The organism is Pseudomonas sp. R1-7, assembly GCF_051132105.1.
Lineage (GTDB): Bacteria > Pseudomonadota > Gammaproteobacteria > Pseudomonadales > Pseudomonadaceae > Aquipseudomonas.
Genome location: NZ_CP071661.1, coordinates 1,180,169 through 1,201,954 on the forward strand (window position 1 = coordinate 1,180,169; position 21,786 = coordinate 1,201,954).

Annotated in this window: 17 protein-coding genes; 11 read left to right on the forward strand and 6 right to left on the reverse strand. The window is 62.6% G+C overall.

Annotated elements, in window-relative coordinates:
- Positions 1-2: 2 nt before the first annotated feature.
- The 9 genes from murD (at position 3) to lpxC (ending at position 10,500) form a co-directional block, all read left to right on the forward strand.
- Entirely contained in the window at positions 3-1,349 is a 1,347-nt protein-coding gene (gene murD / locus J3P79_RS05240; protein WP_434608707.1) for a UDP-N-acetylmuramoyl-L-alanine--D-glutamate ligase, read from the forward strand.
- Positions 1,346-2,563: a putative lipid II flippase FtsW gene (gene ftsW / locus J3P79_RS05245; protein ID WP_434608709.1), complete on the forward strand. Its 1,218-nt coding sequence runs from the start codon at positions 1,346-1,348 to the stop codon at positions 2,561-2,563. Before murD ends, ftsW begins: the two co-directional genes overlap by 4 nt.
- Positions 2,553-3,623 carry an undecaprenyldiphospho-muramoylpentapeptide beta-N-acetylglucosaminyltransferase gene (murG, locus tag J3P79_RS05250; protein ID WP_434608711.1) on the forward strand — a complete coding sequence of 357 codons (1,071 nt, stop codon included), beginning with the start codon at positions 2,553-2,555 and terminating at the stop codon, positions 3,621-3,623. The genes ftsW and murG overlap by 11 nt, the downstream gene beginning before the upstream one ends.
- Entirely contained in the window at positions 3,616-5,076 is a 1,461-nt protein-coding gene (murC, locus tag J3P79_RS05255; RefSeq protein ID WP_434608713.1) for a UDP-N-acetylmuramate--L-alanine ligase, read from the forward strand. The genes murG and murC overlap by 8 nt, the downstream gene beginning before the upstream one ends.
- The gene (locus J3P79_RS05260) at positions 5,073-6,038 is read left to right on the forward strand and encodes a D-alanine--D-alanine ligase (protein ID WP_434608715.1); all 966 of its coding nucleotides are present in this window, start codon (positions 5,073-5,075) and stop codon (positions 6,036-6,038) included. Before murC ends, J3P79_RS05260 begins: the two co-directional genes overlap by 4 nt.
- Before the next feature lie 3 nt (positions 6,039-6,041).
- Positions 6,042-6,908, forward strand: a complete 867-nt coding sequence (locus tag J3P79_RS05265) for a cell division protein FtsQ/DivIB (protein ID WP_434608717.1) — start codon at positions 6,042-6,044, stop codon at positions 6,906-6,908.
- Positions 6,909-6,923: 15 nt separating this feature from the next.
- A complete protein-coding gene (ftsA, locus tag J3P79_RS05270; RefSeq protein WP_003205342.1) occupies positions 6,924-8,183 on the forward strand; it encodes a cell division protein FtsA in 1,260 nt (419 codons plus the stop codon).
- A 99-nt stretch (positions 8,184-8,282) separates the two neighbouring features.
- The gene (ftsZ, locus tag J3P79_RS05275) at positions 8,283-9,476 is read left to right on the forward strand and encodes a cell division protein FtsZ (protein ID WP_039591546.1); all 1,194 of its coding nucleotides are present in this window, start codon (positions 8,283-8,285) and stop codon (positions 9,474-9,476) included.
- A gap of 112 nt (positions 9,477-9,588) precedes the next feature.
- Positions 9,589-10,500: a UDP-3-O-acyl-N-acetylglucosamine deacetylase gene (gene lpxC / locus J3P79_RS05280; RefSeq protein ID WP_011063304.1), complete on the forward strand. Its 912-nt coding sequence runs from the start codon at positions 9,589-9,591 to the stop codon at positions 10,498-10,500.
- Positions 10,501-10,591: 91 nt separating this feature from the next.
- On the opposite strand, the gene J3P79_RS05285 is transcribed toward lpxC, so the two are convergent.
- The 5 genes from J3P79_RS05285 to J3P79_RS05305 form a co-directional block, all read right to left on the reverse strand.
- Positions 10,592-12,076, reverse strand: coding sequence for a GGDEF domain-containing protein (locus J3P79_RS05285; protein WP_434611362.1), 1,485 nt, complete (start codon positions 12,074-12,076; stop codon positions 10,592-10,594).
- A 146-nt stretch (positions 12,077-12,222) separates the two neighbouring features.
- Positions 12,223-13,602: a heavy metal sensor histidine kinase gene (locus J3P79_RS05290; protein ID WP_434608720.1), complete on the reverse strand. Its 1,380-nt coding sequence runs from the start codon at positions 13,600-13,602 to the stop codon at positions 12,223-12,225.
- Positions 13,577-14,251, reverse strand: coding sequence for a heavy metal response regulator transcription factor (locus J3P79_RS05295; protein WP_434608722.1), 675 nt, complete (start codon positions 14,249-14,251; stop codon positions 13,577-13,579). The genes J3P79_RS05290 and J3P79_RS05295 overlap by 26 nt, the downstream gene beginning before the upstream one ends.
- Before the next feature lie 9 nt (positions 14,252-14,260).
- Positions 14,261-17,371 carry a multidrug efflux RND transporter permease subunit gene (locus tag J3P79_RS05300; RefSeq protein WP_434608724.1) on the reverse strand — a complete coding sequence of 1,037 codons (3,111 nt, stop codon included), beginning with the start codon at positions 17,369-17,371 and terminating at the stop codon, positions 14,261-14,263.
- Positions 17,368-18,525: an efflux RND transporter periplasmic adaptor subunit gene (locus J3P79_RS05305; protein ID WP_434608726.1), complete on the reverse strand. Its 1,158-nt coding sequence runs from the start codon at positions 18,523-18,525 to the stop codon at positions 17,368-17,370. Before J3P79_RS05305 ends, J3P79_RS05300 begins: the two co-directional genes overlap by 4 nt.
- A 228-nt stretch (positions 18,526-18,753) precedes the next feature.
- On the opposite strand from J3P79_RS05305, the gene J3P79_RS05310 reads away from it, so the two are divergent.
- Complete coding sequence (locus J3P79_RS05310) at positions 18,754-19,008, forward strand: hypothetical protein (protein WP_434608729.1); 255 nt, start codon at positions 18,754-18,756, stop codon at positions 19,006-19,008.
- 26 nt (positions 19,009-19,034) lie between these two features.
- Here J3P79_RS05310 and J3P79_RS05315 read toward each other — a convergent pair whose 3' ends face one another.
- On the reverse strand, positions 19,035-20,003 hold the full coding sequence (locus tag J3P79_RS05315; protein WP_434608731.1) for a LysR family transcriptional regulator: 969 nt from the start codon (positions 20,001-20,003) through the stop codon (positions 19,035-19,037).
- 207 nt (positions 20,004-20,210) lie between these two features.
- Here J3P79_RS05315 and J3P79_RS05320 point away from each other — a divergent pair, with 207 nt between their 5' ends.
- The gene (locus J3P79_RS05320) at positions 20,211-21,776 is read left to right on the forward strand and encodes an efflux transporter outer membrane subunit (protein WP_434608733.1); all 1,566 of its coding nucleotides are present in this window, start codon (positions 20,211-20,213) and stop codon (positions 21,774-21,776) included.
- Positions 21,777-21,786 lie beyond the last annotated feature (10 nt).

Here is a 21,786-nt window from a genome sequence, read left to right on the forward strand (position 1 = left end):
GAGTGTCCCTGATCGCTTCTGACCACTTCCGCATCGTTGTCGGCCTCGGCAAGAGCGGCATGTCCCTGGTTCGCTTCCTGGCGAACCGGGGCGTGTCGTTTGCCGTGGCCGATACGCGGGAAAATCCGCCTGAGCTGGCCACGCTGCGCCGTGACTACCCGCAGGTGGACGTGCGTTGTGGCGAGCTGGACGTCGAGTTCCTGTGCCGCGCCGATGAGCTCTACGTGAGCCCCGGCTTGGCGCTGGCGACCCCGGCCCTGCAGGCTGCCGCTGCCCGTGGCGTAAAACTGTCCGGCGATATCGAGCTGTTCGCGCGTAACGCGAAGGCGCCGATTGTCGCCATCACCGGCTCCAATGCGAAAAGCACCGTGACCACCCTGGTCGGTGAAATGGCTGCGGCGGCCGGCAAACGCGTCGCCGTCGGCGGTAACCTCGGTACCCCGGCGCTGGATCTGCTCAGGGATGACATCGAGCTGTACGTCATGGAGCTGTCGAGCTTCCAGCTTGAAACCACCGACCATCTCGGCGCCGAAGTGGCGACTGTGCTCAACATCAGCGAAGACCACATGGACCGCTACAGCGGCCTGCCGGCTTATCACCTGGCCAAACACCGGGTTTTCCGCGGCGCCCGCCAAGTGGTGTTCAACCGCCAGGATGCGTTGACCCGTCCGTTGATGGGCGAAGGGCTACCGTGCTGGACCTTCGGCCTCGGTGTCCCGGATTTCAAAGGCTTCGGGTTGCGCGAAGAGAATGGCGAGAAATACCTGGCCTTTGAATTCCAGGCCCTGATGCCGGTGCGCGAATTGAAGATTCGTGGCGCCCACAACCAGGCCAATGCCCTGGCCGCGCTGGCGCTGGGGCACGCGGTCGGGCTGCCGTTCGATGCCATGCTTTCGGCCCTTCGCAATTTCGCCGGCCTTGAGCACCGCTGCCAGTGGGTACGCGATCTGGATGGCGTGGCCTGGTACAACGATTCGAAGGCCACCAACGTCGGTGCCGCGCTGGCGGCCATCGAAGGCTTGGGCGCGGACATCGATGGCAAGCTCGTGCTGATTGCCGGTGGCGATGGCAAGGGCGCCGACTTCAATGACCTGCGTGACCCCGTGGCCGCCAACTGCCGCGCCGTGGTGCTGATGGGCCGCGACCGCGAATTGATCGCCCAGGCGTTGGGCGATGCCGTGCCGCTGGTACGCGTCGCTTCGCTGGACGAGGCGGTGCAGCAATGCCGTGCCCTTGCTCAACCGGGCGATGCCGTGCTGTTGTCGCCGGCCTGCGCCAGTTTCGACATGTTCAAGAACTACGAAGAGCGAGGGCAGTTGTTCGCCCAGGCGGCGGAGGACTTGGCATGAACCTGATGAACATCATCAAGCCGTACCCGTCGCCGCTGATCACCGGTCGCGGTATCGACCTGGACTTCCCGATGCTCGCTGGTTGCCTGGCATTGCTGGGCCTGGGCCTGGTGATGATCACCTCCGCATCGTCGGAAGTGGCCGCCGTGCAGTCGGGCAACACGCTTTACCACATGATCCGCCACCTGATTTACCTGGTGATCGGCCTGGGCGCGTGCATCGTCACCATGATGGTGCCGATCGCCACCTGGCAACGCTTGGGCTGGTTGATGCTGCTCGGTGCCTTCGGCCTGCTGGTCATGGTGTTGGTGCCGGGGATCGGCCGCGAGGTCAACGGCTCGATGCGCTGGATCGGCTTCAGCTTCTTTAACGTCCAGCCTTCGGAGATCGCCAAGGTTTTCGTGGTGATCTACCTCGCCGGTTACCTGGTGCGTCGCCAGAAAGAAGTACGCGAGAGCTGGATGGGTTTCTTCAAACCGTTCGTTGTATTGCTGCCGATGGCGGGCCTGCTGCTGATGGAACCGGACTTCGGCGCCACGGTGGTGATGATGGGCGCGGCGGCGGCGATGCTGTTCCTGGGCGGTGTCGGGCTGTTCCGTTTCACCTTGATGGTCGTGCTGGCGGTAGCAGCGGTGACGGTGCTGGTGCAAGCCCAACCGTATCGGATGGCGCGCCTGATCACCTTTACCGATCCGTGGGCCGACCAGTTCGGTTCCGGCTATCAATTGACCCAGGCACTGATTGCCTTCGGTCGCGGCGAGTGGCTGGGCGTGGGCTTGGGCAACAGCGTCCAGAAGCAGTTCTACCTGCCGGAAGCGCACACCGACTTCGTGTTCTCGGTACTGGCCGAAGAACTGGGTGTGGTGGGCTCCCTGTGCACGGTCGCGCTGTTCGTGTTCGTCTGTGTGCGCGGCATGTACATCGGCTTGTGGGCCGAGAAGGCCAAGCAGTTCTTTGCCGCCTACGTGGCGTATGGCTTGTCGTTCCTGTGGATCGGCCAGTTCCTGATCAACATCGGTGTGAACGTCGGCCTGTTGCCGACCAAGGGCCTGACGCTGCCGTTCCTCAGTTATGGCGGCAGCTCCCTGGTGATCTGCTGTGCCTGTCTCGGCCTGTTGCTGCGCATCGAATGGGAGAGTCGAACTCACCTGGGCAGCGAAGAGATGGAATTCCAGGAGAGCGACTTCGCCGAGGAGCCGACTCATGGGCGCTAATGTGCTGATCATGGCGGGCGGTACCGGTGGACATGTGTTCCCGGCGCTGGCCTGTGCCCGGGAGTTCCAGGCACGCGGCTACACCGTGCACTGGCTGGGTACGCCACGGGGCATCGAAAACGAACTGGTGCCAGCCGCCGGCCTGGAGTTGCATCGGATCAATGCCAGTGGCCTTCGCGGCAAGGGCAAGCTGTCGCTGCTCAAGGCGCCGCTGATGCTGCTCAAGTCGGTCTGGCAGGCGCGGGCGATCATTCGTCGGCTGCGGCCGGTGTGCGTGGTCGGTTTTGGTGGTTATGTGACCGGCCCTGGCGGCGTTGCCGCAAAACTGGCCGGTGTGCCGGTGATTGTCCACGAGCAGAACGCCGTCGCCGGTACCGCCAATCGGTTACTGGTGCCGTTGGCCGCTCGGGTCTGTGAAGCCTTTCCCGACACCTTTACCCTGTCGGGCAGCCGCCGCACCACCGGTAATCCGGTGCGTACCGAGCTGTTCCTCGATGCACCGCGCCCGGCCCTGGCCGGACGCAAGGCGCGTTTGCTGATCCTGGGCGGAAGCCTGGGGGCAGAACCGTTGAACAAATTGCTGCCCGAAGCCTTGTCGCAGGTCGCTCCCGAACTGCGGCCCGAGGTGTTTCACCAGGCCGGTAAAAACCACGATGAAGTCACCGCCGAGCGCTACCGCGCCGCAGGCGTCGAGGCGCAAGTGCAGCCTTTCATCAAAGACATGGCCCAAGCCTATGGCTGGGCCGACCTGGTGATCTGCCGCGCAGGCGCGCTGACCATCAGTGAACTGGCTGCCGCCGGTCTGCCCTCGATGCTGGTGCCTTTGCCCCACGCCATCGACGATCACCAGACCCGTAACGCCGATTATTTGGCCCGTGAAGGCGCTGCCTTCCTGATGCCGCAAAGAACGACTGGCGCCGCGGATCTTGCCGCCCGCCTGACAGAGGTTTTGATGCAGCCGCAACGACTTGAAGACATGGCCCGCGCCGCGCGCCGCCTGGCCAAACCCGATGCCACGGCCCAAGTGGTCGATACCTGCCTGGAGGTGGCCCATGGTTGAGAATCGCAAAGCCATGCCGCAACCGGAAATGCGCCGCATCCGCCGCATCCACTTCGTCGGTATCGGCGGCGTGGGTATGTGCGGGATCGCCGAGGTGTTGCTGAACCTGGGTTACCAGGTTTCGGGTTCCGACCTGAAGGCTTCCCCGGTCACCGAGCGCCTGGAGTCCTTCGGTGCGCAAATCTTTATCGGTCACCGTGCCGAGAACGCCGCCAATGCCGACGTGCTGGTAGTGTCCAGCGCCGTGAACACTTCCAACCCGGAAGTCGCCACTGCCCTGGAGCGCCGTATCCCCGTGGTGCCGCGTGCCGAAATGCTCGCCGAGCTGATGCGCTATCGCCACGGCATCGCCGTCGCCGGCACCCACGGCAAGACCACCACCACCAGCCTGATCGCCTCGGTGTTCGCGGCCGGTGGCCTGGACCCGACGTTTGTGATCGGTGGCCGCCTGAATGCCGCAGGCACCAATGCCCAACTGGGCACCAGCCGTTACCTGATTGCTGAAGCCGACGAGAGCGATGCGAGCTTCCTGCACCTGCAACCGCTGGTGGCGGTGGTGACCAACATCGACGCCGACCACATGGCGACCTACGACGGCGACTTCAACAAACTGAAGAAAACCTTCGTCGAGTTCCTGCACAACCTGCCGTTCTATGGTCTGGCGGTGGTGTGCCTGGACGATCCGGTGGTGCGCGAAATCCTGCCGCTGATCAAGCGTCCGACCGTGACCTACGGTTTTGGCGAAGACGTCGACGTTCGCGCGATCAACGTGCGCCAGCAGGGCATGCAGACGTTCTTCACCGTGCTGCGTCCTGAGCGCGAGCCGTTGGATGTGTCAGTGAACATGCCCGGCAACCACAACGTGCTCAACGCCTTGGCGACTATTTGCATCGCCACCGACGAAGGCGTCAGCGATGAGGCCATCGTCCAGGGCCTGTCCGGGTTCCAGGGCGTGGGCCGACGCTTCCAGGTCTACGGCGAACTGCCGGTGGACGGCGGCAACGTGATGCTGGTGGACGACTACGGCCACCATCCGACCGAAGTCGCGGCGGTAATCAAGGCCGTGCGCGGCGGATGGCCGGAGCGGCGCCTGGTGATGGTCTACCAGCCGCATCGCTACAGCCGCACCCGCGATCTGTATGACGATTTCGTCCAGGTCCTGGCCGACGCCAACGTGCTGCTGTTGATGGAAGTCTACCCGGCCGGCGAAGAGCCGATCCCCGGCGCCGACAGCCGCCAGTTGTGCCACAGCATCCGTCAGCGTGGCCAGTTGGACCCGATCTACATCGAACGCGGCGTGGACCTCGCGCCGCTGGTCAAGCCGTTGCTGCGCGCCGGCGACATCCTGCTGTGCCAGGGTGCCGGTGACATCGGTGGCCTGGCCCCGAAACTGTTGAATAGTCCGTTATTCGCCGGAGCCATCGTGGCCTCCAGCGAGGGGAAACTGAAATGACTGCTGCCTACGCCAACCTGGTCTCGACCTTCGAGCCGAAAGCCTTCGGCCGCGTTGCCGTGCTGTTCGGTGGCAAGAGCGCCGAGCGCGAGGTGTCCCTCAAGTCCGGCAACGCCGTGCTGCAAGCCCTGCAGAGCGCCGGCGTCGACGCCTTCGGCATCGACGTGGGCGATGACTTCCTGCAGCGCCTGCTGAGCGAAAAGATCGATCGCGCGTTCATTATTCTCCATGGTCGCGGCGGTGAAGACGGCAGCATGCAGGGCCTGCTCGAATGCCTGGGCATCCCCTACACCGGCAGCGGCATCCTCGCGTCCGCCCTGGCGATGGACAAGCTGCGCACCAAGCAGGTCTGGCACAGTCTCGGGATTCCGACGCCGCGTCACGCCGTGCTCGCGTCCGAGGCCGATTGTATTTCGGCGGCGACGGAACTGGGCTTCCCTTTGATCGTCAAACCGGCCCATGAAGGTTCAAGTATCGGCATGGCGAAAGTGAATTCGCTGCCTGAGTTGACCGCAGCCTGGAAGGACGCCAGTTCCTACGATTCGCAAGTGTTGGTCGAGCAATGGATCACCGGTCCGGAGTTCACCATCGCCACCCTGCGTGACCAGGTGTTGCCCCCGATTGCCCTGGGCACGCCTCACACGTTCTACGACTACGACGCCAAGTACATCGCCAACGATACCCAGTACCGCATTCCGTGCGGGCTGGATGCCGCCAAGGAAAAAGAACTGATGGACCTCACCGCCAAGGCGTGTGAGGCGCTGGGTATTGCCGGTTGGGGCCGGGCGGACGTGATGCAGGACGCTGACGGGCAGTTCTGGTTCCTGGAAGTGAATACTGCCCCAGGCATGACCGATCACAGCCTGGTGCCGATGGCGGCCCGTGCCGCCGGTCTGGATTTCCAGCAACTGGTGCTGTCGATCCTGGCGGCCAGCGTCGGCAACCAAGAGCCAAGAGGTTAAGCCATGCAGGGCGCATCGCTTCGTCATCAGCCATCCGCACCCGGTCGCAAGCCGGTGCCGCGGGGTGCCAGCCGAATGGTGGCCAAAGAGCCGATGTCGGCGCGCCTGCCGAAAGCCAATTTTGGTTTTCTCAAGAGCCTGTTCTGGCCGGTGCTGCTGGTGGCGCTGGGGTTCGGTACGTATGAAGGTGCGCAACGGTTGCTGCCTTATGCCGACCGGCCGATTGCCCGGATCAACGTCCAGGGCGATCTGAGTTATATCAGCCAGCAAGCGGTGCAGCAGCGGATCGCCCCGTTCGTCGCGTCGAGCTTCTTCACCATCGACCTGGCGGGCATGCGCACGGAGCTGGAGCAGATGCCCTGGATCGCCCATGCCGAAGTTCGGCGGGTATGGCCTGACCAGGTCTCCATTCGCCTGGAAGAACAATTGCCGGTGGCCCGTTGGGGCGACGAGTCGCTGCTGAACAACCAGGGCCAGGCGTTTACGCCACGGGAACTGGCCAATTATGAACATTTGCCACAACTGTTCGGTCCACAGCGGGCCCAGCAGCAAGTGATGCAGCAATACCAGGTGTTGAGCCAGATGTTGCGGCCATTGGGCTTCTCCATCGCGCGCCTGGAACTGCGTGAGCGCGGCAGCTGGTTTTTGACCACTGGCGCGGGCAGCTCGGGACCGGGCATCGATCTGCTGCTCGGGCGCGGCAACCTGGTAGAAAAGATGCGCCGCTTCATCGCCATCTATGACAAGACGCTCAAAGAACAGATTACGAACATTGCGCGCATCGATCTGCGCTACGCCAACGGCCTGGCTGTTGGCTGGCGGGAACCTGTAGCGCCGACGACGGCCGAACCCGCCGTCGCGAAGAATTAAGAAGAGGCAGGACCCATGGCAAACGTGCAAAGCGGGAAAATGATCGTCGGTCTCGATATCGGCACTTCCAAGGTGGTGGCGCTGGTAGGCGAAGTCGCGGACGACGGCACGCTGGTCATCGTCGGGATCGGTACGCACCCGTCCCGCGGCTTGAAAAAAGGCGTGGTGGTGAACATCGAGTCCACCGTGCAATCGATCCAGCGCGCCATCGAAGAGGCGCAACTGATGGCCGGTTGCCGGATCCACTCGGCATTCGTCGGCGTGGCGGGCAATCACATCCGCAGCCTGAATTCCCACGGCATCGTGGCGATTCGTGACCGTGAAGTCAGCTCCGCCGACCTCGAGCGCGTACTCGACGCGGCCCAGGCCGTGGCGATCCCGGCCGACCAGCGTGTGCTGCACACCCTGCCGCAGGACTACGTGATCGATAACCAGGAAGGCGTGCGCGAGCCCCTGGGCATGTCCGGCGTGCGCCTGGAAGCCAAGGTCCACGTGGTGACCTGTGCGGTGAACGCTGCGCAGAACATCGAGAAATGCGTGCGCCGCTGTGGCCTGGAAATCGACGACATCATCCTCGAGCAACTGGCCTCGGCCTACTCGGTGCTGACCGACGACGAGAAAGAACTGGGCGTGTGCCTGGTGGACATCGGCGGCGGTACCACCGATATCGCAATCTTCACCGAAGGCGCGATCCGCCACACGGCGGTGATTCCGATTGCGGGCGACCAGGTCACCAACGACATCGCCATGGCGTTGCGCACCCCGACCCAGTACGCCGAGGAAATCAAGATCCGCTACGCCTGCGCCCTGGCGAAACTGGCCGGTGCCGGTGAAACCATCAAGGTGCCAAGCGTCGGCGACCGTCCACCACGCGAACTGTCGCGCCAGGCCCTGGCCGAAGTGGTCGAGCCGCGCTACGACGAGCTGTTCACGCTGATCCAGGCCGAACTGCGTCGCAGTGGCTACGAAGACCTGATTCCGGCCGGCATCGTGCTGACTGGTGGTACGTCGAAGATGGAAGGGGCGGTCGAGCTGGCCGAGGAGATCTTCCATATGCCGGTGCGCCTGGGCGTGCCCCACGGCGTCAAGGGCCTGGATGACGTGGTCCGCAACCCGATCTATTCAACCGGCGTGGGCCTGTTGATGTACGGCCTGCAGAAGCAATCCGACGGGATTTCGTTCTCGGGGATAGGCAGCCGCGACAGCTACAGCAGCGATGAGCCGAAGGCACCGCTGTTCGAGCGGCTCCAGGCTTGGGTCAAAGGCAATTTCTAAACAGTTTCAAAGCTTCAAGCGGCAAGTTTCAGGCTTGGCGCTGGAAGACGCAGCAAACGCAGTAGGCGAAAAAAACTAGAGAATGTAAGGAGAGGGAACATGTTCGAACTCGTAGACAACATCCCCGCTAGCCCGGTTATCAAGGTAATCGGTGTCGGCGGTGGCGGCGGCAACGCTGTCAACCACATGGTCAAGAGCAACATCGAAGGCGTCGAGTTCATCTGCGCCAACACCGATGCTCAAGCGCTGAAAAACATCGGCGCGCGGACCATCCTTCAACTGGGTACCGGCGTGACCAAGGGCCTGGGTGCCGGCGCGAATCCCGAGGTTGGCCGTCAGGCTGCCCTGGAAGATCGCGAGCGCATCGCTGAAGTCCTGGCCGGCACCAACATGGTGTTCATCACCACGGGCATGGGCGGCGGTACCGGTACCGGTGCAGCGCCGATCATTGCCGAAGTGGCCAAGGAAATGGGCATCCTCACCGTTGCGGTGGTGACCCGTCCGTTCCCGTTCGAAGGCCGCAAGCGCATGCAGATCGCCGATGAAGGCATCCGCGCGCTGAGCGAAAGCGTCGACTCGTTGATCACCATCCCCAACGAGAAGCTGTTGACCATCCTCGGTAAGGACGCAAGCCTGCTGTCGGCTTTCGCCAAGGCCGATGACGTGTTGGCCGGTGCCGTTCGCGGTATCTCCGACATCATCAAGCGTCCGGGCATGATCAACGTCGACTTCGCCGACGTCCGCACCGTGATGTCCGAGATGGGCATGGCGATGATGGGCACAGGCTGCGCCAGCGGTCCGAACCGTGCGCGCGAAGCCACCGAAGCGGCCATTCGCAACCCGCTGCTCGAAGATGTGAACCTGCAGGGCGCCCGCGGCATCCTGGTGAACATTACCGCCGGTCCGGACTTGTCCCTGGGCGAGTACTCCGACGTGGGTAGCATCATCGAGGCGTTCGCTTCCGACCACGCGATGGTCAAGGTTGGCACCGTGATCGATCCGGACATGCGTGACGAGCTGCACGTGACCGTGGTTGCCACTGGCCTGGGCGCGAAAATCGAGAAGCCGATGAAGGTGATCGACAACACCGTGCAGACTGCCATGGCCTCTCAGCCACAGCAGCCGGCTGCCGCTCGTCAGGAAGCGCCTGCGGTCAACTACCGTGACCTGGACCGTCCGACCGTCATGCGCAACCAGGCCCAGGCCGGTGCTGCGACTGCCGCGAAGATGAATCCGCAAGATGATCTGGATTACCTGGACATCCCGGCATTCCTGCGTCGTCAGGCCGATTGATGGAATGTATCAGGGGTATACGGGTGATTGGTGTTCAGCAAAGGTCTGGTCTGCTATCATCGCCAGCCTTTGTTGATACCAGTTCGCAATTTGCGCTGAAGCGGCCCATGCCATGATTAAACAACGCACCCTGAAGAATATTATCCGTGCCACAGGTGTCGGCCTGCACTCCGGCGAGAAGGTCTACCTGACCCTCAAGCCAGCGCCTGTCGACACCGGCATCGTGTTTTGTCGTGCCGACCTCGACCCTGTGGTGCAGATTCCTGCTCGCGCGGAAAACGTTGGTGAAACCACTATGTCGACCACGCTGGTCAACGGTGACGTCAAAGTGGACACGGTGGAGCATTTGCTCTCGGCCATGGCTGGCCTGGGCATCGATAACGCCTACGTCGAGCTCTCCGCGTCCGAAGTCCCGATCATGGATGGCAGTGCCGGACCCTTCGTATTCCTGATTCAATCGGCTGGCCTGGAAGAGCAGGACGCGGCCAAGAAATTCATCCGCATCCTGCGGGAAGTGACAGTGGAAGACGGCGACAAGCGCGCCACTTTCGTCCCTTTCGATGGTTTCAAGGTGAGCTTCGAGATCGATTTCGATCACCCGGTTTTCCGTGACCGCACCCAGAGTGCAAGCGTGGACTTCTCCAGCACTTCGTTCGTAAAAGAAGTCAGTCGCGCCCGCACCTTTGGTTTCATGAGTGACATCGAGTACCTGCGCAAGCACAACCTCGCACTTGGCGGCAGTGTTGAAAACGCGATCGTGGTCGATTCCGATGGCGTGTTGAACGAAGACGGCCTTCGTTATGAAGACGAATTCGTCAAGCACAAGATCCTCGATGCAATCGGTGACCTCTATCTGCTGGGCAATAGCCTGATTGGTGAGTTCAAGGGCTTCAAGTCCGGCCATGCACTGAACAACCAGCTGCTGCGCAAGTTGATTGAGCAGAAAGATGCTTGGGAAGTCGTGACCTTCGAAGACGCCAGCACCGCACCAATCTCTTACATGCGTCCTGTCGCGGCCGTGTAAGCAAAAAACCTCTCTAGTTTTTTAAGGGCTGCCTTTGGGTGGCCCTTTTTTATGGCCGGGTTTCGGAGTTTGAGTCAGCCCTCTGGCCGCCTTACATCGCGCATACCACCCGATTACGCCCGCTGACCTTGGCCTGGTAAAGGGCCTTGTCGGCGGCGAACAGCAATTCCTCGAGTTCGTTGTAGGGACCCTGGGCCCAAGTGGCGATGCCGATGCTGACGGTCATCGGCATCTCGCCAGGTATCTGTTCCACGGCTTCGCGAATGTTCTGCGCCATCGTGAATGCACCTGCCGTCGTGGTTTCCGGCAATACCACCGAGAACTCTTCACCGCCGTAGCGCGCCGCCAGGTCGGCGGGTCGACGAACATGCTCGCCAATCAACTGAGCCAGGCTTCGCAACGCCTCGTCGCCCCGTTGATGGCCGAGGCGATCATTGAGCGCCTTGAAATGATCCGCGTCGATCATCAGGACTGACAGCGGTTGCCCGGAGCGCTGGGCGCGTAGCCATTCCAAATGCAGCATGTGGTCCAGGGTTCGACGATTGGCGAGGCCGGTCAGCGGATCGACGGACGCCAATTGAGCCAGCTCCCGCTCGGCGCTACGGCGGCGTTTCAATTCCCGGCGCAGCAGCCAAGTGAGCCAGAGCAGGCTGATGCACAGTGCGCCAGTGGCGCCACTGACCAGAAGTGCCGTACGTTGCCAGGAGGCGAAGACCTCTTGCGAAGAAAGCGCGACCACTACGATCAACGGCAGGTTACCGACCTGGGAAAAGGTATACAGGCGTTGTGCCTGGTCCACGCTGGAGGTGCCGGTGAAACTGCCATCACCTTCGCGCAGGATGCGTACGAAATTTGGCCGATTACTGAAATCCTTGCCGATCATGTCATCCGCCAGCGGCGGTTCTTGTGCCAGCAGGATGCCATCGCGGCTGACCAGGTTGACCGTTCCGCCGCGACCGATGTTCAGGCTTTTGAACAGTTGGTTGAAATAGTTCAAGCGCATCGCGGCCTCGGCCACGCCTATGAATTCGCCACGGTCGTCGTTCAAGCGATAGCTGAAGCTGATGCGCCAGTCGTGCGGTTCACTTCGGCCGCGGAAGGGGCGACTGATCATCATGCCCGGGGACGGGTCTTGGACATGAGACTGGAAATATTCCCGATCGGCGTAATTGCCACTGCGCGGCTGGACCGAGGCGGAGTCGGCAATCACGTCACCGCGCTTGTCGAGCAGCAGTATGTCGCCTTTGTAAGGCGCGGCGGTGGCGCGGTCAAACAAGGCGAGATGACGGATCGTCGGCGATACGTCCTTCAGGTCGTCGCGCTTTGCGGCTGCTACAAGGCCTTGCAACGACAAATCATACAGTTCGACATTGCGCAGCACATCGGCGTCGATCAGTTGCACGATGTTGCTGGCGGCACGCGTTGCAGCCTGCTCGGCGCTGGCGTGTTCACGGATCAGCAGGAACGTCACGATACTCAGGATGGCAATCACAGCCAGCGAGCTGGCCAAGACGAGTACCCGTTCCGAACGTATTGGAAGCGGGATATTGCCGGGTGTTGCACTGCTCGCGTTCATGGTTCCGATCTGCATTGTCATATGGCTGGGATCCTTCCCATAGGCTGCTCATCTACAACTGCGGATGACTGGCATCAAACAATGCTGGCCTTTTGCAAGATTGTGCTTGGGACACTGGAATTGAGCAATCCACATCGTGGCTTATTTCAAGCCGGCAAACGGATTCCGAAGGTATTTGCGCCTCGGTCGCTGTGCACGAAAACTTCGCCGCCGTGCATCAGCGCAATCGCCTTGACGATGGCCAGGCCCAACCCGTGGTTGGCGCCGCTGTTGCTGCGCGAAGCATCGACGCGATAGAAACGTTCGAACAGGCGCGGCAGATGTTCGCGGTCGATAGGCGTGCCGGGGTTGGTGACGGCAAGGCTAATCTGCCCGCCGATGGCTTCGATGTGTACATCGATTTTTTGGCCGGGCGCAGTGTGCTGCACGGCATTGCTGAGCAGGTTGATCAAGGCCCGGCGCAGGTGGGCAATTTCGATAGTGGCCTGGGCATCGCCGCTGACGTGTACCTGGACCTGGGCGTCCTCCAGGATGAAGTCCAGGTAATCGAGGGTGGTTGCCACTTCGTCGGCCAGGGAAGTCGTGGTCAGCTTGGTGGCCTTGCTGCCCTGGTCAGCGCTGGCCAGGAACAACATGTCGTTGATGATGGAGCGCAAGCGTTCCAACTCTTCGAGGTTCGATTGCAGCACTTCGAAGTAATGCTCTGCCGAGCGCCCCCGGGTCAGCGCCACTTGGGTCTGGCCGATCAGGTTGGTCAGCGGCGAACGCAGTTCATGGGCAACGTCGGCGTTGAACGATTCGAGCCGGGAGTAAGCCTGTTCGACCCGGTCGAGGGTGGCATTGAACGAGCTGACGAACTGGCCGAGTTCCGGTGGCAACGGGGACAATCGCAACCGCCCGCAAAGGCGAGGTGGCGCCAGGCGTTGGGCTTCGTCCGATAACTTGATGAGCGGCTTGAGCCCGATGCGCGCCACCCAGTAACCCAGCAACGAGGCCAGCAGCACACCGACACAGGCCAGGCTCACCAGTGCCACCAGCAGACGGTGTTGAGTCTGGTAGAACGTCTCGGTATCGATGCCGATCATGAAGCGCAGGGGAGGGCGCTGCTCCTTGGCGGGGAACTGGCTCACCAGCACCTTCATTGGATAGCGCCGGTCGGGTAAGGTCAGGTCGTGCTTGCCCAAGGGGCCCTGGGCGACGGCGCGAATCCGAGGGTCGGGGTTGCCATATTCAAAGCGCGGGTCGCCGCTGACGATCCAGAAATGGATGCGCTTGTCTTCCTCACCCAGCAACCGCAGCTTGTTATTGATCTTTGCCCAGTGCTCGGCCGTGCCATAACGGCCCACGGTGGATTCGAGCACGCTGTAGCGGGCGTCGAGCTCCGCTTCCGGCAACAGGCCCAGGCCCTTATCGACCTGCTGGTACAGGGCACCGCCAATCAGCAGGAACACCAGTGCCGCCACCAGCGTGAACATGCCGCTCAGGCGCAGCGCGATGCTGTTACTCACCTCGATTCTCCAGCACATATCCCATTCCTCGGATGGTGTGCAGAAGCTTACGGTCGAAGGGACCGTCCAGCTTGGCCCGCAGGCGTTTGATCGCGACTTCGACCACGTTGGCGTCGCTGTCGAAATTGATGTCCCAGACCATTTCGGCGATGGCCGTCTTCGACAGGATTTCGCCCTGGCGGCGGGCCAGGACGCTGAGCAGCGAAAATTCCTTGGCGGTAAGGTCCAAACGCTGCCCGGCCCGCGTGGCCTTGCGGCTGATCAGGTCGATCCACAGGTCGGCGATGCTCACCTGCACCGGCTCGTGGCCGCCGCTGCGGCGGGTCAGCGCTTGCAGGCGCGCGACCAGTTCGAGGAAGGAAAACGGTTTGCCCAAGTAGTCGTCGGCACCGTCGCGCAGGCCTTTTATACGGTCTTCGACCCGTTCGCGGGCGGTGAGCATGATGACGGGTGTCTGCTTGCGGGCGCGCAGGGCACGCAGCACGCCAAAACCGTCCAGGCCCGGCAGCATGACGTCGAGCACGATCACCGCGTAATCGCTCTCCAGGGCCAGGTGCAGCCCTTCGACGCCGTCCGGCGCCACATCCACGGTATAACCCTGTTCGGTCAGGCCGCGGTGCAGGTAGTCGGCGGTTTTTTCTTCGTCTTCGATGATCAGAACGCGCATGGCCCGGCCTCAGTTTGTATTCGCCAGCGCCGCTGGCGTAGGGCCGTGCCGGTGGGCGGGTCGATGGAACAGTCGTTCGAGCCACAAGTATATGACCGGTGTGGTGAACAATGTCAGCGCCTGGCTGACGAGCAGGCCTCCGACCACAGCGATGCCCAGCGGCTGGCGCAGTTCCGCGCCGGCGCCATAGCCGAGCATCAGGGGCAGTGCACCGAGCAGGGCGGCAAGGGTGGTCATGATGATGGGACGAAACCGCGTCATACAGGCCTGGAAGATCGCGTCCTGTGGCGTCATCCCGCCGTTTCGCTGGGCGTCGATGGCGAAGTCGATCATCAGGATCCCGTTCTTCTTGACGATACCGATCAGCAGCACCAGGCCGATCAACGCCATGATCGAGAAGTCCTGTCCCAGCAGCCACAGCATGATCAACGCGCCAAGGCCGGCCGAGGGCAGGGTGGAAATGATGGTCAGCGGATGCACGAAGCTCTCGTACAGAACGCCGAGGATGATGTACACCGCAACCAGCGCGGCGAGGATCAGCCACGGCTGGCTTTTCAGCGAACTCTGGAAGGCCTGGGCCGCGCCCTGGAAGGTGCCGGTGATTGCCGCAGGCATGCCGATTTCGTTCTTCGCCTGGTCGAGCAGGCGCACCGCATCCCCCAATGCCACGCCCGGCGCCAGGTTGAAGGACAGGTTGGCGGCCGGGAACATGCCGTCATGGGCGATCGACAACGGGCCGTTGGTGGGGGCGTCGAAGCGGGCCAGGGCCGAGAGCGGCACCATTTCCCCGCTCAAGGGCGAGCGCAAGTAGAAATACGCCAGGCTCTCGGCCTTGCCACGTTGCTGGGTGTCGAGTTCGAGAATCACGTTGTACTGGTTGGTCTCGGTCTGGAATTCGTTGATCTGGCGCTGGCCGAACGCGTCGTATAGCGCCTGGTCGACGTCCGTGGCGGTGAGGCCGAAGCGCGCTGCTGCGCTGCGATCGATGTTGATGTGGGTGATGCTGCCGCCCAGTTGCAAATCGTTGGAGATGTCACGGAACGCCGGAATGCTGCGCAACTTGTCAGTGAGCTTTTGCGTCCAGGCGTTGAGGGTTGGCCCATCGTTGCTCTTGAGCACGTACTGGTACTGGGCGCGACTGGGGCCGGAACTGAGGTTGATGTCTTGCCCGGCCCGCAGGTACAACACGACGCCGGGAATCTTCAGCAACTTGGGGCGGATCCGATCGATAAAGCCGCTGGCCGATACGTCGCGCTCGCCCCGAGGCTTGAGAGATATCCAGAAGCGGCCGTTGGCGATGGTCTGGTTGTTGCCCGAGACGCCGACGGAGTGAGAGAAAGTCTGCACTGCCGGGTCGGCGGCGACGATTTCGGCCAGGGCCTTGTGCTTGGCCACCATGTCCGGGAACGACACGTCGGCGGCGGCTTCGCTGGTGCCGAGCACCAGGCCGGTGTCCTGTACCGGGAAGAATCCCTTGGGTATGAACACGTAGCCCACCACGGCGAGCGCCAAGGTCAGGCCGAACACGCCGATCATCAACTTCTGATGGGCGAGGGCCCGAAGCAGGCCCCGTTCATACCAGCCCAACAAGCGCTCGCCGAAACCCGGCCCCGCGTGGGCATGGTGCGTCGGGGCGCGCATGAACAAGGCGGCCAGGGTCGGCGCCAGGGTCAAGGACACCACCACCGAGATCAGGATGGTCGAGGTGGCCGTCAATGCAAACTCCTTGAACAGCCGCCCCACCACGCCACCCATGAACAGGAGCGGAATGAACGCCGCCACCAGCGAGAAGCTGATGGACACCACGGTGAAGCCGATTTCCCCGGCGCCCTTGATTGCCGCCTCGCGCATGCCATCGCCGGCTTCCAGGTGCCGGTGGATGTTCTCCACCACGACGATGGCGTCGTCCACCACGAATCCCACCGAGATGACGATCGCCACCAGGGTCAGGTTGTTGAGGCTGAAACCCATCACGTACATCAGGGCGAAACTGGCGATCAACGACACCCCGAGTACCGCCGAGACAATCAGGGTCGCCGAGAGCTGGCGCAGGAACAACGCCATCACCGCCACGACCAGCAGCACCGCGATCAGCAGGGTGATTTCCACTTCGTGCAACGAGGCGCGGATGGTCTGGGTGCGATCGATCATCACCTTGACCTGCACCGCGGCGGGGAGCATGGCCTCCAGGGTGGGCAGCGCCGCCTGGATGCGGTCGACGGTCTCGACGATGTTCGCGCCCGGTTGGCGGAAAATAACCAGGTTGACCCCTGGCTGGTCGTCGGACCAGGCCTGGACGTAGGCGTTTTCCGAACCGTTGACGACCTTGGCGATGTCCTTGAGATGAACCGGCGCCCCGTCCCGGTAGGCCACGATCAGCTCACCGTATTCCTCGGGCTTGAACAACTGATCATTGGTGGACAACGTCGAGATGCTCGACTCGCCGTACAGCGCACCCTTGGCAAGGTTGAGGCTGGCTTGCTGGAGTGACAGGCGAATATCGGCCAAGGTCAGGCCAATCGCCGCGAGCCGGTCGGCGGAAGCCTGGACCCGGATCGCCGGGCGTTGCTGGCCGGTGATATAGATCTGCCCGACGCCATCGATCTGGCTGATCTGGCGGGCGAGCAAGGTCTCGACGTAGTCGCTCAGTTCGGTGCCGGGCATCAGGTCGGAGCTGATACTCAGGATCAGCACCGGGCTGTCCGCCGGGTTGACCTTGCGCCAGGTCGGCAGGTTCGGCATGTCGTTGGGCAGCTTGCCGGCGGCGGTGTTGATCGCCGCCTGGACTTCCTGGGCGGCGGTGTCGATGCTTTTGTCGAGACTGAACTGCAGGGTCAGGTTGGTCGAGCCCAGCGCGCTGCTGGACGTCATCTGGGTAATGCCGGGAATGGCGCTGAACTGCACCTCCAGCGGTGTCGCCACCGACGAAGCCATGGTCTCGGGACTGGCACCGGGCAACTGCGCGTTGACCTGGATGGTCGGGAATTCTGCTTCTGGCAAAGGCGCGACAGGCAGGCGGGGGAAGGCGATCAACCCCAGCAGCACCAGAGCGAACGTCAAAAGGACCGTGGCGATGGGGTGGTCGATGCACCACGCCGATATCGAGCCACGCCCCTTCATGGCTTCGCCTGCCCGGCCTTGGCCACGGCGGGCGGGTCGCCGAGCACCTGGATGCTGGTGCCAGGCTTGAGCCGTGACTGGCCGTCGCTCACCAGTTGGTCACCGGCGTTCACGCCTTTGATGATGTGCTGGTCGCTGTCCTGGTAAACCATTTCCACCGGCACGCTTTCCACCTTGTCGCCCACGACTCGATAAACGAAGGGTTGCTCCAGCCCGCGCTGGACGACGGTCGGCGGTACCACCAGTGCGGCCTTGTCGATGGCGGTCTGGATCTTCAGCGTGACCAACTGCCCCGGCCACAACCGTTGGGCGGCGTTGTCGAATTCGGCCTTGGCCCGCAGGGTTCCGGTGCTGGTATTGACCTGATTGTCGATGAGGCTGAGTCGTCCTTCGCCGAGCAACTCCCCGGTGGCCCCGTCGGCCCCGATGTACGCCTTGACCAACGCCTGGTCCGGAGCGGCGATCAATCGCTGCAGCGTGGGCAACATTTGTTGCGGCAGGGAAAACTCCACGGCGATCGGATCGATCTGGGTCACGGTGAACAGCCCTTCGGCGTCGCTGGTGCGCAGGAAATTGCCTTCATCCACGTTGCGAATGCCGACACGGCCCGTCACCGGAGAGCGGATCTGGGTGTAGGACAGTTGCACCTGTGCCGAATCGATGGCCGCCTGGTTACCCTGGGCGGTGGCCTTGAGCTGGTTGACCAACGCCTGTTGCTGGTCGTAGGTCTGCTTGGATACGCCGTCATCGACGCTTAATGCTTTGTAGCGTTTGAGGTTGACCTGGGCCACCGCCAGTTGTGCCTGGCTTTCGCCGAGTTGGGCGCGGGCCTGGTCGAGGCTGGCGCGGATGGAGCGGTCGTCGATAGTTGCCAGCAGGTCGCCTTTCTTGACCAACTGTCCTTCCTTGACCGCCAGCTTGGTCAGGATGCCGTCGACCTGCGGGCGGATCACCACGCTGTGGAGCGACAGTACCGTGCCGATCCCGCTGGCAAAGCGCGGCACGTCCTTTTCGACCACGCTCACGACCTTGACCGGCACGGCGCCGGCAGCACTGGGTTTGGTGGCGGCAGGCTTCATCGAGAACCACAGGACCAGCGCCCCCAGGACGACCAACAGCGCGACGAGCAGGGTGGTTTTTTTCTGAATGTGCATGGATGCGAAGAGCCGGTTCGGGACGGTGGGAATTCTATCTGTCTTATATAGCGTTGCGAGGCGGTCAGGAAGGTGACGGCTAGCTGTCACGGCTGTCAGTTTCGTCCTGACTTTCCGTCAGACGGAACTTCACAATTGAATCTGCCCCGTGCACCGCGATTTCGGGCAGGTATACTGCTGCGTTTCGCGGCTCACTTACCGAGCCCGGCATACCGCCCGGAGCCTTACATGACTTCCCCGATACCATCGCCCGCGGACGAACGCCTGCAAGGCGAACCGTCTGCCCAGACGGACAGCGATGTTTCCAACGCCGATGAAAAGCCTGTGATCCCGGCCTTCAGGTTCCCGTTCAAACCCGGCGAACTGGCAGCCGCCAAAGGTGCCGGGCAGCAGCCCTGGTACAAGAATGGCGCGAAAAACGGCCACACCAAGACCCCAGGCGCGGCGCCTCCCGGTACCCGTCGTTCGATGGGCAAACGCTGAGGTTTTCCTGGGGGCAAGGCGCGGATTCAGTTCGCGACCCGTGCCCCCGTCAGGCTTCCACTCAATTCATAGGCTGTCAGTTCGGCCTGGTGCGCCGCCAGGATTTCCGGCAGTGAACCTCGCAGGTACTCGACCCACGTCTTGATCTTCGCATCCAGGTACTGGCGCGACGGGTAGATGGCGTAGAGATTCAACTCCTGGGAACGGTAGTTGGGCATGACCCGCACCAGAGTGCCGTTGCGCAGACCCTCGATGGCCGCATACACCGGCAATACCCCCACCCCCATGCCGCTGATGATGGCGGTCTTCATGGCGTCGGCGGAATTGACCAGGAACGGCGAGCTATTGATGGTGACCATCTCCTGGCCTTCCGGGCCGTCGAACACCCATTTCTCCAACGGAATGACCGGGCTGACCAGGCGCAGGCAGGCGTGGTTGAGCAGGTCGCTGGGTTTCTGCGGGCAGCCGCTGGCTTTCACATAGCCAGGCGATGCGCAGACGATGCTGTAGGTGATCCCAAGGCGCTGGGACACGAAGCCCGAATCCGGCAATTCGCTGGCGAGCACGATGGAAACGTCGTAGCCCTCGTCGAGGATGTCTGGCACGCGGTTGGCCAGGGTCAGGTCGAAGGTCACGTCCGGATGAGTCTTGCGGTACCGGGCGATGGCATCGATCACGAAATGCTGGCCGATACCGGTCATGGTGTGCACCTTCAACTGCCCGGCCGGGCGCGCATGGGCGTCGCTGGCCTCGGCTTCCGCTTCTTCGACGTAGGCCAGGATCTGCTCGCAACGCAGCAAGTAACGCTTGCCGGCCTCGGTCAGGGCGATGCGTCGGGTGGTGCGGTTGAGCAGGCGGGTTTGCAGATGCGCTTCCAGATTGGAAACCGCACGCGAGACGTTGGCCGTGGTGGTGTCGAGTTGCGCGGCGGCGGCGGTGAAGCTGCCAGCTTCGGCCACACAGCTGAACGCACGCATGTTTTGCAAAGTGTCCATGGAGGGCTCTCTTGGGAGGTGTCAAATTGTGACATGAAGTTACAGCGTGACGGGACCCCAACTTATGGATTATCGCGTTTACGGTAACAAAGATTCGCACAAAGGTCGGCTTATCGCCGTTGGGAGCGGTCCCTAGAATTGCCGCCAGTGGCGCAGCTGACGACCGCTCCGACAGTTTTTCGATATTTTTCCTAGGATTTTGCGCCCGTGCCGCGTTGCATCAGCAGAGAGCTGAAGACTCTCAGTGTTTGGGTTTTGACGTTGACCATCAGCGGTTGCATCGGCACCGGGGGGATTGCCCCACAAGGCAAGGCACTGTCGCCCAACCAATTGGCGACCGATAACGCGATTCGCGAGGCGGCACGCGACGCCCATTGGCCCACCCGACAATGGTGGAAAGCCTATGGCGACCCGCAATTGGATCGCTGGATCGACTTGGCCGGGCACGACAGCCCAAGCCTGGCCATCGCCGCTGCCCGGGTCCGGCAGGCCAGGGCAATGGCCGGTGTCGCCGAAGCGGCCGAGTCGCCGCAGATCAGTGGCGAGTCGACCCTCAAGCGCCACAACTGGCCCACCGATCAGTTCTATGGCCCCGGCGAGTTGGCCGATACCACCACGTGGGACAACAACGCTGCCCTGGGCTTGAGCTACGCCTTGGATATCTGGGGGCGTGAGCGCAATGCCACCGAGCAAGCCGTCGACTTGGCCCATGTCAGCGTCGCCGAGGCCCGCCAGGCGCAGTTGGAGTTGCAGAACAACATCGTGCGCGCCTATATCCAATTGTCGCTGCACTACGCCCTGCGCGATATCGTCGCTGCGACCCTCGGTCAACAAGAGCAGATCCTTGATCTTGCACAAAAACGCCTGGACGGTGGCATCGGCACGCACTTGGAAGTCAGCCAGGCCCAGGCACCGCTGCCCGAAACCCACCGTCAACTCGACGCCCTCGACGAAGCCATTGCCCTGAGTCGCAACCAATTGGCCGCGCTGGCGGGCAAGGGGCCGGGCGACGGCGCGGGCCTGCACCGTCCCGCCCTGGCCTTGGACGCCCCCCTGAAGTTGCCTTCGACGCTGCCCGCCGAACTGCTCGGCCAACGCCCGGATGTAGTAGCCGGGCGTTGGCGGGTGGAGGCCCAGGCCCGTGGCATCGATGTGGCCCGAGCGGGTTTTTATCCCAACGTCGATCTGGTGGGCAGCCTGGGCTACATGGCCACCGGCGGTGGGGCGCTGGAGTTCCTGACCGGCAAGAAGCTCACCTACAACGTCGGCCCGGCGATCTCGCTGCCGATCTTCGACGGCGGCCGCCTGCGTTCGCAATTGGGCGAAGCGGCTGCCGGTTACGATATCGCCGTGGCGCATTACAACCAGACCCTGGTGAACGCGCTCAAACACATCTCCGACCAGTTGATCCGGCGCGAGTCGATGGACAAGCAACAGGTCTTCGCCGCCGAATCGGTGGCTGCCGCCCAGCGCACCTATGACATTGCGCTGGTGGCGTTCCAGCGTGGCCTGACGGACTACCTCAGCGTACTGAACGCCCAGAGCCTGTTGTTCAAGCAACAACAGGTGCAACGGCAGGTCGAGGCGGCGCGCTTGAGTGCCCATGCCGATCTGGTGACGGCGTTGGGTGGCGGGCTTGAGGCGGGCAGCGACCTGCCTGTGGCGCGCGCTGTCTCGTGGCGAGGGAGCTTGCTCCCGCTGGACTGCGCAGCAGTCCCTTCAGGTGGGTGCTGCGCACCCAAGCGGGAGCAAGCTCCCTCGCCACGATGCTGAGTATCCTTGC